Raw genomic sequence first — 14796 nt, 5'->3', positions numbered from 1 at the left:
GGTAAAGACCATACTGAGGAACGTCGGCGCAGTCGGGGGTAGATGTGTCATCGGCTTCTATTCTGAGACCCTACAATGACGTTACGGCCCGGCAGGAAGCATTCTCAAGCGCCTACATTCAGGCCGTGGCGGCAGTGGCGGGATGCTCGATCTCTTCGCCGCGACCGGACAACGACAAGATCGACTGGCTGATAGGCTCCCGGGTTCGTGGCACGATGTTTACGAAACCGATGATCGCCGTGCAGGCGAAAAGTCTGCTGAGTTCCGCAGCCGAAGGGGAGCACACCTCCTATGCCCTCGACATCGAGACCTATGACATCCTGCGGGACGAGCAGGTCTCGATACCTCGGATCTTGGTTGTGGTTCTCACGCCAAAGTCGCTTCCGAACTGGCTCGCCCAGAGCGAACAACAGCTCGCCCTGAGCCATTGCGGCTATTGGGTCTCGCTGAAAGGGCTTCCGGAATTTCCAGACCAGGACTCGCGGGTCGTGCACCTGCCACGATTGAACGTTTTTTCCCCGCTATCGTTGCAGTCGATGATGACGAGGATCAGCAATGGGCAGGATCTGTCCGGCGTCGTCGCCGCGGATGAACTGCAATGAAGGCGCTCATCACCGACAAGGACGCGATCTCCGCGCTCAGCCCCCTGAGCGTTATCGGTTACCTGCGCGCGAAGGGCTGGACGCGATATAGCGAGACGGCTGGAAAGTTCTCCGTCTGGGTCAACGACCAGAAGCCCGACGCGGAGCTGGTGATACCCTACAAGCGGGCATCCGATTACGTCTCGCTCCTGAGCGGCGTCCTGCGCGAACTGGAGGTCGCGGAGGAGCGGTCCCAGCTGAGTATCATCCGAGACCTGCTGAATTCCGGTTTCGATGTCGTACGCGTCGCCGCGAAGTCTTCTGACGCGGCAGGCGGCTCGATACGCATCGACGAGGGACTAACCCTGTTCGAAGAGGCTCGTGAGATCCTTCTCGCGGCCGCGTGCGCAGCTGTGAAGCCACGTTCGGTTTTCCACGCGCGGAAGCCGCAGCAGGCCAATGAGTACATGGAAACGGCCCGCCTGGGACAGACCGAACACGGCAGCTATGTTCTGACCATGCTTTCGCCTGTGGCCCCCCAGCTTAACGCTTACAGCGACACGAACCTATTTCCGGAGGACCCCTTCGAGCGTCGGGTAACCCGCACGCTGTCACGATCCGTCAGCCTCACCGTGGATGCCGCCGCCGAAGCGTCTATCAGCGGAAGCTTCCAGCCATTTCAGGACGCCGTCGCCGATGGCGTCAGCGCAAACCTGTGCGAGGCCGTGAGCCGCCTTTTCAAAGTCGGCGATCCCACGTCGATTGCTGTCTCGGTAGCATGGGCACAGAATCGGCCGATGCCAAGCGATGTCCTTTCGCGGGTCGTGATCAGCAAGGACGTCGTCCCGGCAATCACCGAAGCGGCAAGACTTTTTCGAGCGACGGACACTCTGGAAGACTACCTAGTCCAAGGACCTGTTGTCAGGCTGGAAAGGGAGGATGGGGAGCCTAGCGGGCGCGTGACGATTTACGCACCGATCGACGAAGTGCTCCGTAAGGTCGTCGTGACACTTCCGCTCGACGACTACAACAAGGCAACCCAGGCTCACGGCCGATACCAAGCCGTGAAATTACGGGGCAACGTCAAGAAGTCAGGGCGGTCTTACGTCGTAACGAACCCTGTTGGGTTTGATTTTTCCGCGGACGTGGACGACCTTGATAACTGACCGAGGCCGTTTGATGGTTGCGCTGGATATTCCGGTCAGGGCTGCAGTGCGGCCGTGACCGCGAATGCTGGCTCCGAACACTAAAGAACCGGCCACGACTTTAGATGTCTCCCAGACAAACCTCTCCAAATGTCCATATGGCCTCTTCAGATCGCCGATAATCAGGAATCCGACGCGTCCCGCTAGCGTGCGTATCGTTGCCCTATCGGCCACGTGCGCTTTCGGGCAGGAGCCAATCCGCATCTGGCGCTAGCCGAAACTGGCTGCATGCTATGAATGGCTCGTGAATAGGACCCGGAAATCTGCGGAGCCTTACAATGGCGCTATCTCGACGTACCATTCGGAATTGTCGGCTCGGCTTCACGACCGGCTACGACGCTGAGGTGATCCCGCCGGAGTTCGAAAAAGTTGAGCGCTTGGAGAAAATACTTCAGCTCCGGCACATCGTCGGAGCGGTCGCGAGGCTGACCACAACCACCTAACCCTGAAGCGAGCAGCCCCAACGTCTCAGATGGGTCGGATCCGGGCAAGCGGTCGAGCTATCCTGATGTCCGCTTCCGGGCAGTGAGCCAATGTCTGGATGTGGCGCACTTCAGTCCCGCCCCTCGAAGGCTTTCAAGATTCCGCTGAACGGAGCATGCACCTCAGCGTAGCTGGCCCTGGGGTGTTGTAGAGGTCACGTTCCATCAAGCTTGCGGCACCGCATTCAATGCGGGTCCGACGTTCCGTGTCAGGACGGAATGGATCTGCGCGATGACGGCGGCACCTTCGCCGACGGCGGCGGCGACCCGCTTGGTCGAGCCGGCACGCACGTCTCCGACGGCAAAGATGCCTGGGCAACTGGTTTCGAGCGGCAGCCGCCCGCCGTCACCGGCGCGCTCCCCCGTGAGGACGAAGCCCGTTCCGTCGAGCGCCACACAGCCGTCGAGCCAGTGCGTATTGGGATCGGCACCGATGAACAGGAAGAGGTGGCGCGACGTGCACTCCCGGATCGCACCAGTCCGGCTGTCCCGAAACGTCGTCCCGGTCAGGCCTGTCGCCCGGTCGCCGTGCAAATCGGCAATCTCGCTGCCCACATGCAGCTCGACATTGGGCAACGCCGCGATTCGATCGATCAGGTACCGGGACATGGTCTGCTCGAGGGGTCGGCGCACCACGAGGTGCAGATGCCTGACCTGCGGTGCGAGATAGGCAACCGCCTGGCCCGCGGAGTTTCCTCCGCCGACGAGGACGACGTCCTCGCCGGCACAAAGTCGCGCCTCGACGGGCGATGCCCAGTAGGAAACGCCGGCCCCCTCCAGCTCGTCGATGTTGGGAATGTCGGGCTGCCGGTAGCGCGCTCCCGAAGCGATCACGATGGTGCGCGACCGCGCAGTGCCACCGTTGCTGAGCTCGAGGGTGAACGGGGCTTCCGCACCCGCTCCGTTACAGCGGAGCAATTCGACGGTCAGCGGAATGGCGAGTTCGGCGCCGAACTTCGCCGCCTGATTGAAGGCCCTCCCCGCGAGGGCCTGTCCGGAGATGCCGGTCGGAAAGCCGAGATAGTTTTCGATCCGGGCGGATGCGCCCGCCTGGCCGCCAAAGGCGCGGCTGTCCAGGACCAGGACAGATAACCCTTCGGATGCGCCATAGACGGCAGTGGCAAGCCCGGCCGGCCCGGCCCCGATGACCGCCACGTCATGGACAATCTTCGGATCGAGATCAGGTGTGATGCCGAGACAGGACGCGGCATCCGCATTGCTCGGGCTTCTGAGCAATGTGCCGTTCGGGCAGATCATCAGCGGCAGATCTTCGGGGGCGACGCCGAGCCGTTCGACCAGTTCGCGACCCTCTGCCTCGCATGCGGCAATGACAGTGTGAGGGTAGCCGTTGCGGGTGAGAAACCCCGACAACCCGACGATGTCGGGATCATCCCGGCGTCCGATCAGGATCGACCCTGCGCCGCCGGTCTGCCCCTCCTCGATCAGCATGACGCGCCGGAGGATAAAGGCGCGCATGATCGTTTCACCGACATCCGCCGATCCAATGACAAGCGCACGGAGATGCGGCGCATCAAAGGGTATCGCGACCGCGCCAGTGTCACCCGCCACGACCGACATGAGGGATGGACGGCCCGAGAGCTGATTGGTCTCGCCGGTGAACTGACCGGGACCGTAGGTGGTGACCACCGACGACTGGCCGGCTGCGCTACGCCGGATCGCGTCAGCCGAGCCATCGAGGATCAGCCAGGAGGGGGCGTTGCGGGCGCCGATTTCATAGACGACGTCACGAGGGTCGAAGCGGCGCGGTGCACCGCTCGCGAAGCGACGCGCCGTCGCGATCTGAAGGGCGGACAGTGTCGGAAAAATCTGCTCTCGCCGAGCCTCGCCGATTGCCATGGGGTGACCTCCGTATCGGGCCTTTGCCACTTCTCGTGCGCGACACCATCCGACCAGATTAGGAGCTTGACCGCAATCACGCGGGCGCGAGCTGAGGCGCCTTCGGAAACGTTGACGGAAAGGGAATTTGCTCAGCTACGAAGTATCATGAGGCGCCTCTCAGAGGGCGGCCCGCGCGCGCTGAAACTCGCGAAATACTATGCAGGCAAGGATCGGCGAAGCGCGCCAAGGTCCGCCTTCCGGCAGAAGGCCAATGTCCGCTTCTGGCGCATCGAGGCCCTGCCTTACAGGGTCGGCGAATTCGCGAAATCTCCGGACTTCAAGGGCGACTGGCTAAGGCGAATGAGGAGTATCGCGCCCTTTTTGTAGAAAGCTATCGGTTGCGGCAATGAAGAAGGTCTGGCCGCCGCCATCTAACCGCGGCGGTGCTGCTTCTAGGCGACGAACATCCTGGACATCTGCGCCGCGGGGCCCTTGCCCCGCCTCAAGAACTAATCGCTCGACACTTTCGGCTGGACCGGAAAGCGCTGCTTCCACGGTGCCGTCTACGCAGTTACGCACCCAACCGCTTACGCCAGCCGTGAGCGCGCGGCCGCGGAACCATTGCCGGTAGCCAACTCCCTGGACCCGTCCGGAAATGCTGATGTGCAGATCCATTCGATCCCGCTTTTCCGTCAAGAAATCGCTCCATGAAATCTAACACCCAGTCCTGACCAATCTCAAGGCGCGCTCGTTTGAATGTCCGCTTCAGGCTGGCGGGCCAATGTCCGGAAATGGCGCTTCGAGTCATCTTGCAGGGCATTGGGTGCTCCGAGGGGCAGCGCTCGACGAGACGGATAGCCTCCGCAAAAAGGAGAGTGAGACCTCGGCTTACATATTGCTTGACCGCTCAGATAGTCGAATACTTCGACAGCAGCCGGAGCTATGTCGCTGAATGGACGAGGCACCATTTCTCGCGAGGCCCCCGCGCGGCGGAACTCTCACATTCGGTCCGTTTTGCCTCCGTCCTGATCAACACCGTCTGTTTCAACATAGTGAACCATTACAGGTCGGAAGCCGAGCCCTTGAGATTCTGATCGCCTTGACCGAGCGCGTCGGGGAGGTCGTCACCAAGGATGAATTGCTGGCGCGCGCCTGGCCGAAAGCCACCGTCGAAGAGTCGAACCTCAGGGCTCAGGTAGCTCTGCTTCGGCGAACCCTCGGCGATAACCAGGCCGGCGCGCGCTATATCGCTGCGGTTCCGGGGCGCGGCTACCGGTTCGTGGCTCCAATCTCATCCTCCGATGTCTCCGGTGAGGCTGGGGCAACAGGCGCCCGAAACAATCTCCCGCGACAACTGACGCAGCCGATCGGGCGTGCCGAGGCGATCAAGGCCGTTCGAGGCCGCTTTCAAAGATCCCGTCTGACAACGGTCGTGGGACCGGGCGGCATCGGCAAGACCACACTCTGTCTCGCCGTCGCTGAACAACTCCTTTTGTCATATGAGCATGGCGTCTGCTTTCTTGACTTGGCTCCGCTCGCGAACGCCCAGCTGGTGCCAAGCGTGTTGGCGGCTGCACTCGGTCTTGCCGACGGTGCTTCCGACCCGCTTCCTGGTGTGATCGCGCTTCTGCGTAAGCGGCGGATGCTGCTGATTTTCGACAGCTGCGAGCTGGTTCTTGATGCATCGGCCCGGTTGGCAGAAACACTTCTCAAGGAAGCTCCAGGACTCCACGTCCTCGCCACCAGCCGAGAGGCTTTGCGGGCTGAGGGCGAAAGCGTTTACCGGCTCGCTCCCCTCGAGATGCCCGCCGTGTCTGCTGGATTGACCGCCGCGGACGCACTGACTTTCCCGGCCGTCCAGCTGTTTGTCGATCGCGCGACGTCACGCGGCAGTGGGTTCGAGCTCGACGACAATGAGGCGCCCGTCGTCGCTGACATTTGTCGCCAGCTTGATGGGATTGCTTTGGCAATTGAGCTTGCGGCGGGCCGTGTCGAGGCGTTCGGCACGCGAGGAATCGCAGAACTCCTCGACGACCGCTTCCGACTGTTGACTGGCGGTCGACGTACTGCTCTCCCGAGGCACCAGACGCTCGCTGCTACACTCGATTGGAGTTACGAGGCGCTGTCGGCGCCGGAGCAGGCGGTCCTGCGTCGCCTCGCCGTGTTTGCTGGCGAGTTCACGCTTGAGGCCGTGATCGCCATCATGAGCGGTGCCGGCGACCCGGCCACCGACATCCGCGATCATCTGGCAAATTTGATCTCCAAGTCTCTGGTCGCAGCGGAAGCCCACGGGAAAGTCGCACGCTACCGGTTGCTCGACACAACCCGTGCCTACGCGCTGGCTAAACTTTCACAACGAGGCGAGCTCAGTGGCGCCGTGCGGGGAGTGGCCGACTATCTGTGCGCTGTCCTGAAGCACGCGCATGGCGAAGTCGAAACACTGCCTGGTGATGAGTGGCTCAGCCGGTACGGCCGCCACATCAACAATGTGCGCATGGTTCTCGATTGGGCTTATTCGCCCCAGGGCGATCCGGAGGTCGGCCTCGCTGTAACCGTGGCCGCCATCCCTCTTTGGTATCAGCTGTCATCGGTCGACGAATGCCTGAACGGCGTTCAGCGCGCATTGTCGGGCATCGGTCCCGGAGCAGCCCGGGATGCGCAGGCGCGCCAAGTCATGCAGCTTTACCGAGCGCTCGGCCTGTCACAAGCTTTCAAGATTGGCTTCGCGCCGCAGGCGCCGGCCGCATTCGCTAAGGCATTGGAGATGGCCGAAGACCTCGCCGATGTTGAGGCTCAGTCAGAGGCCCTCTGGGGTTTGTGGCTCTGTCAGGTCGGCATGGGTGAGTACGGAACGTCACTTGAACTCGCACAACGGTTCATGTCGCTCGCCGAAAGCAGCCTCGATCGCTTCATCGGTGATCGGATGCTCAGCATGACGCTGTTTTCGATGGGGGATTGTCGGGGCGCTCGCAATCATGCCGATCGCATGCTTGCTCACGATGTCTCCGCCGCCGGAACCAGCCCAACCAGTTCGGTACGCTTTCGATTCGGACAATCAGTGGCTGCCCGCGTACAGCCGGCTCAACTCCTCTGGATGCAGGGATTCCCTGATCAGGCAGTGGAGGCTGTCCAACATGCAACTGATGCTGCGCGGGCAACCGGCCACGCAATTTCGCTGTGTGATGCCCTATCACGTTGGGCATGTCCCGTCTGGGTTCATGTCGGGGATCTGGCTGCTGCGGACGTTGCGATCACAACCTTGCTCGACCAGGCGGCAACAAATGCGCTTGGCCCATGGGAGGTGTTCGGCCGCTGCTGGAAGGGCACGCTCTTGATCAAGCAGGGCCTTCTCGACCGCGGAATTCCGCTTCTCCGGACCGCGCTGGGCGAACTTCAACAGGGGAGATTGTTCACTCTCTATAACGTCAGATTTTCCGGCTTCCTAGCCGAAGCGCTAGCACTCTCGGGACAAGTGGCTGAGGGCCGGGCGCTCGTCGAAGCCGCAATCCTGCGGAGCGAGGAAAAAGAGGAGCTTTGGTGCGTTGCCGAGCTTTTGCGCGTCATGGGCGAGATTCTGTTGCAGGAAGGCGCCGGCGCAGCTTTGGTCGAGCCGTGTTTCCTTGAATCCATCAAGCGGGCGCAACAGCAGGACGCTCTGTCGTGGGAGCTTCGAGCCAGCATGAGCCTTGCTCGTTTTCTGCGTGGCCGCGGGGAGATCGTTCAGGCGCATCGGTCGTTGGCGACGGTGTACCGCCGGTTCGGCGAAGGCTTTGAGACGGCTGATCTGCGAGCCGCGAAGTCTCTTCTGGCCGAATTGTCCTGACCTGACCAACAGCGCTTGTGCGCCGCGCTGGCGCGGCCACACAAGAATTCACGAGAATTCACTGGCTGCCGGTTGGTCCTTTGGTCATCGTCTGTGTGCCGCCAGGTAAGCGGCAAATGTCCTCACAGAGGCGTCAGACGATGACCACGGCAGCCGCAATGGATGCACTCGTCCTCAACGGAACCAATGCGCCTTTTACTCGGGCGAGCATCGCTCGCCCGGAGCCAGCGCCAGGCCAGGTCCTGGTTCGCGTCAAGGCGAGCGGCGTGAACCCGCTCGATCTCAAAATCAGGAGCGGAAACGCGGCGCACGCGAAACACCCCTTTCCCGCGATCCTGGGAATGGATCTCGCCGGCACTGTCGAGGCGCTCGGGACCGGCGTCACCGGCTTCGTCGTCGGAGACGAGGTGTACGGGCTGACCGGAGGCGTCGGGGGCCTTCAAGGATCGCTGGCGCAGTTTGCTGCGGTCGATGCCAGCCTTCTTGCGCCGAAGCCCGTCAATCTCAGCATGCGCGAGGCTGCCGCGCTCCCCCTGGTGTTCATCACGGCGTGGGAAGGTCTGGTCGACCGAGCCCAGGTCCAGGCCCGGCAGCGGGTTCTGGTTCAGGGCGCCGGCGGCGTTGGGCTGATGGCGATCCAGATCGCCCGGGCCTTCGGTGCCGAGGTGTTCGCGGTCGATAAGGCCTCGAAGGGAGGGGCTATCGAGGAATTGGGCGCCACGGCGATCGACCGCGAGCAGACGACTCCTCAGGAGTATGTCGACGATCACAGCAGCGGCCGTGGTTTCGACGTGGTCTACGATACCGTGGGGGGCATAGCCCTAGATGCCTCATTCACCGCAGTTCGCCGCTTCGGCCATGTGGTGAGCTGCCTCGGATGGGGCACTCACTCGCTCGCTCCACTGTCGTTCCGCGCCGCGAGCTATTCGGGCGTCTTCACCCTGTTGCCGATGCTGACGGGTCAAGGTCGTGAGCACCATGGCGAGATCATGCGCGAGGCAACGAAGCTGGCAGAGTACGGGAAGGTGAAACCCTTCGTCGATCCACGCAGGTTTGAATTCGACGCAGTGGCCGACGCCCACCGCGAGGTCGAAAATCGCAGCGCCAACGGCAAGATCGTCGTCGATATCGCCGACTAACGCGAACTCCAACTCACCTTTTCCAGGAGCGATGTCATGCCCTTCGTCAACGTCAAGCTGGTCGACGGCGTCTTCACACCCGAAGAGAAGCACGCAATGGCCAAGGCCCTCACCGACGTCATGGTCCAATTCGAGGGATCGGAGGCGTTCCGCGAGGTCGTATGGGTGCTGATCGAAGAGTTGCATACCGATGGCTGGCATATCGGCGGAAGGCCGTTCGAGGGGCCGAAGTCGCTGATGGACACGCTCGGCAAATCCAAGGCCGTCTACGAGACGATTAACGGCAGGCCGACCACCCGGAGTGAGTTGGCCGCCGCCGCGCCCGTCCGAGCCTGATCGGTTCGCTGACTGCTGACCATTGAACGCCTGCCGACCGGTGGCGCAGCGGAATTGCGTGGCTGCATGCAAGTGCAACCGGCAGCGAGAGGAGAGATGGCGATGACGACATCAAATCCGTCACCTGCGTGGGGCGCCTCACGGCGCGATGTCCTGGTGACCGCGGCGAGTGCAGCGGCCGCAGCCGGGCTTCCCAGCGCGGCGCAGGCCCAAATCGCAAAGCCAGACCGGACGAACAATCTTTCCAGCGAACGAGGGAAGCATCCGATGAACACGATCACGACCAAGGACGGCGCGCAGATCTTCTTCAAGGATTGGGGGTCGGGACAGCCGATCGTCTTCCATCACGGTTGGCCGCTCAGCGGTGACGACTGGGACAATCAGATGCTGTTTTTCCTAGGCAAGGGCTTCCGGGTCATCGCCCACGACCGGCGAGGTCATGGTCGCTCCTCGCAGACCGCGACGGGCAACGACATGGACACCTATGCGGCKGATGTCGGAGAGCTGGCAGCCGCGCTCGACCTGCGCGATGCGATCCACATCGGTCATTCAACCGGCGGCGGCGAAGTCACGCGCTACGTTGCCCGCCATGGCAGGGGGCGGGTCGCCAAGGCCGTGCTCATCAGCGCAATCCCGCCGGTCATGGTGAAATCGGATCGCAACCCGAACGGCACGCCAATCGCTGTCTTCGATGATCTGCGTGCCCAGCTCGCTGCCAACCGGGCCCAGTTCTACCTCGATGTACCCAGCGGACCCTTCTACGGCTTCAATCGCAAGGGCGCGAAGGTATCTGAAGGCCTGATCCGAAATTGGTGGCGCCAGGGCATGATGGGCGGCGCCAACGCGCATTACGACTGCATCAAGGTATTCTCGGAAACCGATTTCACCGAAGACCTCAAGCAGATCGACGTGCCGGTCCTCGTCATGCATGGCGACGACGATCAGATCGTGCCGATCACGGACTCCGCCCAACTGTCGGTCAAGCTGCTCAAGAACGGAACGCTCAAAGTCTACAAGGGCTTTCCGCACGGCATGTTCAGCACGCATTCCGACGAGATCAATCGGGACTTGCTCGCCTTCATCAAGGCGTAGCAACCGTAGCTTGGACGCAGACGGCTTCGGCCCATCAGCGCCCTCCCTCAGCCTTTACCCACCAACGCGCCAGCCTCGGGCTGCGCGCCCGAGGAAGGTATTGTCATGACCCAGGAATTCAGGCTTTCGCGCCGCGGATTTTGCCTGTGCTGCATCGGCGCGGGCACAATCACGGCCACCGATGGCTGGCTGAGCCCAAGGCACGCCTTCGCCAAGGCCCAGGGCATCGTCGACATGATCCGCGCCGAAGCCGCGAAGGCGCCTATCGCCGTCCACAAGCTACGTGGCGATGTGGCCGTGCTGGAAGGATCGGGAGGAAACATCGCTGTACTGACCGGGCCCGACGGGAAGGTGCTCGTCGACGCTGGCATTACGGCGTCCCGGCCGCGGATCATCGAGGCTCTCGACGCACTCGGCCGCCAGCCCGTGAAGCACCTGATCAACACGCACTGGCATTTCGACCATGCGGACGGCAATGAATGGCTCAACAAGGAAGGAGCGGCGATCCTCGCCCACGACAATGCACGCAAACACCTCATGGCAGCGCAGAGGGTCGAGGATTGGGATTTCAACTTCCCACCCTCGCCCCCAGGCGCATTGCCGGCCGAAACCATCTCCGACGAGAAGTCCATCCGGCTGAACAACGCGACGCTGCTCCTCAAGCACCGCCCGAACGCCCACACGGACGGTGACATCACGGTGAGCTTCGCAGAAGCGGATATCATCCACGCTGGCGATATCTACTGGAACGGAATCTACCCGTTCATCGACTACTCGACCGGAGGAAGCATTGACGGCACGATCCGCGCGATCGAGGCAATCCTGTCTGGCATAAGCGACCAGACGATCGTTATTCCGGGTCATGGGCAACCCGTGAGCAACAAGGCGGAGCTCCAGAACTACCACGACATGCTCGTTGGCATTCGCGCGAATGTCGCCAAGCTGAAACGTGACGGTCGCTCTCTGGACGAGATTGTCGCAGCCAAGCCGACGGCTCAGTTTGATGAGAAATGGGGCCAGTTCGTCATCGGCCCTGCCTTCTTCACCAAGCTCGTTCACGAGGGCGTGTGACGGCTTTTTCCGAACGGTGTGTCCCCATGTCCAAAACCGAACATGCCATAGTCATCGATATCCCGGTCACGCTGCAGAACGTAAAGTCGGTGCACAGCATTGGCGGGCTTGCGTTCGAAGGCGATCTCCCAGCGTCGCTGTTTCATCTTGATCTGATCACCGGCGACATCAGCGATTGGAATGCCCAGTCCGAGGTCATTGCGGTCTTCCATACCAACGCCGGGCACGCGACGCTGAACGACCGGGCCTATAATGCCGCTCGAAACATCAAGACCGGCAACCCGTATCAGGGCCTGATCGCCGATTTGATGAAGCGCGGGGTGAACATTGAACTCTGCGGCGCAACCGCCAAAGCGAACGGCTGGGGCAATATGGATTTGCTGCCGGATGTGAAGATCAACCTCGACGCGATGGCGAGAACGATTCAGCTCGTTCAGCAGGGTTTCGTGAAGATCACCGAATAACTTGGYGCGAGTAGCCGGCCGCTGCTCAGCCGTTTTGCTTCGAGCTCGACGCTGGTTCGAGATGACGTGCCATTGTCTGCGGAGCATCGGTCGGCTTCGGGATCTGCCGCGTCACCGACGTAGGGAGTGCGACATGTTCGGCAACCCAATCAAGGTCGGAATCATAGGCGTCCATCCCGACAAGGGCTGGGCGACGACCGCGCACATCCCGGCGCTGAAGGGGCTTTCAGATTTCCGCCTTACAGCGATTAGCCACAGCAATCTCGATATCGCGACCGCAGCCGCCGGTAAATTCGGCGTTCCTTTTGCAATGGGAACGACAGAGGAATTGGTTGCCTCTCCTGACGTCGACTTGGTCGTCATCGCGGTCAAAGTCACTCGGCACAAGGACCTTGTTACCAAAGCGATCGCGGCGAAGAAGGCCGTGTTCTCCGAATGGCCTCTCGGGATGGACCTCTCTGACGCCGTTGCGATGCGTGACTTTGCTCGATCCAAAGGCGTCGCAACCACAATAGGCCTGCAGACACGTGCTGCGCCGCCTTTCGCCTATGCGCGCGATCTCATTCGGGACGGGTATCTGGGCGAAGTTCTTTCAGCCACGCAGATCGGCTCCGGCATCGTCTGGGGAGAAGCGATGAGCAGCAGCTTTGCTTACACGCTCGATCGGACAGCCGGCGCGGCGATGCTGAACGTACCTTTCGCTCACTCGATCGACGCGCTGCTTCATGCGCTGGATAGCCGCTTCGACAAAGTGGCCGGAACTCTCATCACCCGTCGCCGGACTATCCGCCTCGAGGAGACTGGAGCTGAGCTGCCCATGACGGTCCCTGACCAGGTGATGGTGAGCGGCCAACTGGCGAATGGCGTGGCGGTCACTGCGCATTTCCGCGGCGGCCTCTCGCGGGGCACCAATTTTCACGTCGAGATCAATGGCACAAAAGGCGATCTGATTATCACGAGCCCCGTCGGATATGTTGGTTTGGGCGGCTTCAACCTGATGGGAGCAAGCGGGGGCGGACCATTGGAGGAGCTGGATATTCCGGCGAATTACAGAGCCGACCGCTTTGGCGAGGGCCCACAGCAGATTCTCGCTCTCTCATACCAGCGTCTCGCATCTGACTTGCTGAAGGGAACGCAGCTCAGACCGACATTCGACGACGCCGTGGAGCTTCACCGCCTGATCGAGACGATCGAGCACAGCCAGGGGTCGTCCCGCCGCCCCTAAAGGCGGACGGATGGGCGCCGTCGCTCGACTAGCGGACGCCCAACGAGGCACCGAAGGGATGCAAAATGAGTCTCATCACCACGCCCTTTGGCTTCAGCACAACTGCAGAGCAGGTCCTTTCAGGCATCGATCTGAGCGGCAAGCGCGCACTGGTGACAGGTGCTTCCTCGGGAATCGGAGTGGAAACCGCTCGAACGCTCGCCGCCGCTGGCGCCGAGGTCACCCTGGCCGTGCGCAGGATCGATGCAGGAGAGACCACGGCTGCCGAAATCCGCGCGGCGTCTAACGACGCCTCCGTCCTGGTTAGGCAGCTCGATTTGTCCGATCAGCGAAGTGTTCGCCGATTTGTTGCCGATTGGGACGGTGCGCTGCACATTCTGGTCAACAATGCTGGCATCATGGCGTTGCCAACCCTCGAACGCACTCCCGAAGGATGGGAGATGCAGTTTGCCACTAATTTCCTCGGGCATTTCACACTCGCAATCGGATTGCAGCGCGCGCTTGCGGCTGCGGGCGGCGCCCGGATCGTTTCGGTGAGCTCAAGCGGGAACCTCATCGCACCTGTCATCTTTGATGATCTAAATTTTGATTTTCTGCCCTACGATCCGCTCGTCGCTTACGGACAGTCCAAGACGGCATGTGCCCTTCTGGCAGTAGAGGCAACACGACGTTGGTCGAGCGATGGCATCTTTGCTAACGCGCTAAACCCAGGAGCGATCGCCACCAATCTCCAGAAGCATACGGGTGGCCTCAAAACACCTCCCGAGCGTCGGAAGTCGCCGCGGCAAGGCGCGGCAACCTCCGTGCTTCTCGCAGCGTCTCCATTGCTGCAGGGGGTCGGCGGGCGCTATTTCGAGGATTGCAATGAGGCCACGACAGTGTCACGCCGCCCCGCTGATTTCACCGGCGTTGCCCGCTATGCACTCGACAGCGGAAACGCAGAGCGCCTTTGGGACACATCGCTCAGGCTGATTTCCTAGTCGAAGGCGGCGCTGAACTTCCTGCCGGCTCGGATCGGGACACGTCGGCCGTGTGCCGGGTCTATGGAGTGCTTCGGTGCGTGCCGGCGTGCGTTGGCAATCCAAGGCCGCAGCGTTGGTCCGCTTTCGGGCAAAGAGCCAGAGTCCGGTTGTGGCGCGATTGACACGTTAGTTTTTCCTGCTGCTCCGACGTCGGCCCATAGCTTGCTGTCTGCCGAGGGGCAACGCCGCGGGGCCGGCGCAGCTCCAGCTTTTTGAGAGATCATCGACAAAACGCGTGGCCATTGTTTTCGCCTCACTCGCGAATTCGGAGATKAGCTGGGGGTTTCTCGCATCGCGCCCAAAGCAGACCAGGAAATCCAGCGGCATGATGGGCTCGAACGGCCGTACGACCACTTGTTTTTCGACCCCTGCGATAAAGAGGGGGTGAACAAGAGATACGCCCAGGCCGGCCGCGACGAATTGGCAAAGTGTCGAGTTTGAATCGGCGGTCAAGACTATGTTTGATCTGACATTATATTTGTCGAACATCGTGGAAACCTTTTGTCCCGTATAGGTC

Annotated in this window: 14 protein-coding genes; 11 read left to right on the top strand and 3 right to left on the bottom strand. The window is 61.6% G+C overall.

The window, feature by feature from the left end:
• Positions 1–44: 44 nt before the first annotated feature.
• Together AC1DRP_RS26455 and AC1DRP_RS26450 are read left to right on the top strand one after the other, a co-directional pair.
• Positions 45–602, top strand: a complete 558-nt coding sequence (locus tag AC1DRP_RS26455) for a DUF4365 domain-containing protein (protein WP_476770006.1) — start codon at positions 45–47, stop codon at positions 600–602.
• Entirely contained in the window at positions 599–1747 is a 1149-nt protein-coding gene (locus AC1DRP_RS26450; RefSeq protein WP_476770005.1) for a hypothetical protein, read from the top strand. The genes AC1DRP_RS26455 and AC1DRP_RS26450 overlap by 4 nt, the downstream gene beginning before the upstream one ends.
• A 686-nt stretch (positions 1748–2433) precedes the next feature.
• Here AC1DRP_RS26450 and AC1DRP_RS26445 read toward each other — a convergent pair.
• On the bottom strand, positions 2434–4125 hold the full coding sequence (locus AC1DRP_RS26445) for an FAD-dependent oxidoreductase (protein WP_441492833.1): 1692 nt from the start codon (positions 4123–4125) through the stop codon (positions 2434–2436).
• A gap of 147 nt (positions 4126–4272) precedes the next feature.
• Here AC1DRP_RS26445 and AC1DRP_RS26440 point away from each other — a divergent pair, with 147 nt between their 5' ends.
• On the top strand, positions 4273–4494 hold the full coding sequence (locus AC1DRP_RS26440) for a hypothetical protein (RefSeq protein WP_476770008.1): 222 nt from the start codon (positions 4273–4275) through the stop codon (positions 4492–4494).
• On the opposite strand, the gene AC1DRP_RS26435 is transcribed toward AC1DRP_RS26440, so the two are convergent.
• Positions 4459–4782: an acylphosphatase gene (locus AC1DRP_RS26435; RefSeq protein WP_476770004.1), complete on the bottom strand. Its 324-nt coding sequence runs from the start codon at positions 4780–4782 to the stop codon at positions 4459–4461. The two genes, AC1DRP_RS26440 and AC1DRP_RS26435, sit on opposite strands and share 36 nt — an antisense overlap.
• Before the next feature lie 277 nt (positions 4783–5059).
• Here AC1DRP_RS26435 and AC1DRP_RS26430 point away from each other — a divergent pair, with 277 nt between their 5' ends.
• The 8 genes from AC1DRP_RS26430 (at position 5060) to AC1DRP_RS26395 (ending at position 14237) form a co-directional block, all read left to right on the top strand.
• On the top strand, positions 5060–7930 hold the full coding sequence (locus AC1DRP_RS26430; protein ID WP_476770003.1) for an ATP-binding protein: 2871 nt from the start codon (positions 5060–5062) through the stop codon (positions 7928–7930).
• Between the two features lie 140 nt (positions 7931–8070).
• Complete coding sequence (locus tag AC1DRP_RS26425) at positions 8071–9069, top strand: zinc-dependent alcohol dehydrogenase family protein (protein WP_476770002.1); 999 nt, start codon at positions 8071–8073, stop codon at positions 9067–9069.
• Positions 9070–9105: 36 nt separating this feature from the next.
• On the top strand, positions 9106–9405 hold the full coding sequence (locus tag AC1DRP_RS26420) for a tautomerase family protein (protein WP_476770001.1): 300 nt from the start codon (positions 9106–9108) through the stop codon (positions 9403–9405).
• A gap of 267 nt (positions 9406–9672) precedes the next feature.
• Entirely contained in the window at positions 9673–10497 is an 825-nt protein-coding gene (locus tag AC1DRP_RS26415; RefSeq protein WP_476770000.1) for an alpha/beta fold hydrolase, read from the top strand.
• Positions 10498–10602: 105 nt separating this feature from the next.
• Positions 10603–11568 (top strand): MBL fold metallo-hydrolase, encoded by a 966-nt coding sequence (locus AC1DRP_RS26410; RefSeq protein WP_476769999.1) that lies wholly within the window; start codon positions 10603–10605, stop codon positions 11566–11568.
• A gap of 26 nt (positions 11569–11594) precedes the next feature.
• Positions 11595–12032: a DsrE family protein gene (locus AC1DRP_RS26405; protein ID WP_476770007.1), complete on the top strand. Its 438-nt coding sequence runs from the start codon at positions 11595–11597 to the stop codon at positions 12030–12032.
• A gap of 133 nt (positions 12033–12165) precedes the next feature.
• Positions 12166–13257 carry a Gfo/Idh/MocA family protein gene (locus tag AC1DRP_RS26400; protein ID WP_476769998.1) on the top strand — a complete coding sequence of 364 codons (1092 nt, stop codon included), beginning with the start codon at positions 12166–12168 and terminating at the stop codon, positions 13255–13257.
• Between the two features lie 65 nt (positions 13258–13322).
• Entirely contained in the window at positions 13323–14237 is a 915-nt protein-coding gene (locus tag AC1DRP_RS26395) for an SDR family NAD(P)-dependent oxidoreductase (protein ID WP_476769997.1), read from the top strand.
• Between the two features lie 168 nt (positions 14238–14405).
• On the opposite strand, the gene AC1DRP_RS26390 is transcribed toward AC1DRP_RS26395, so the two are convergent.
• Positions 14406–14796: LysR substrate-binding domain-containing protein (locus AC1DRP_RS26390; protein WP_476769996.1), on the bottom strand; the 391-nt coding region annotated here is incomplete at its 5' end.

It is taken from the genome of Allobosea sp. 01N443, assembly GCF_056399325.1.
Note: the sequence above shows the minus strand (reverse complement) of the source record. Positions and strands in the feature narration are given on the sequence as shown.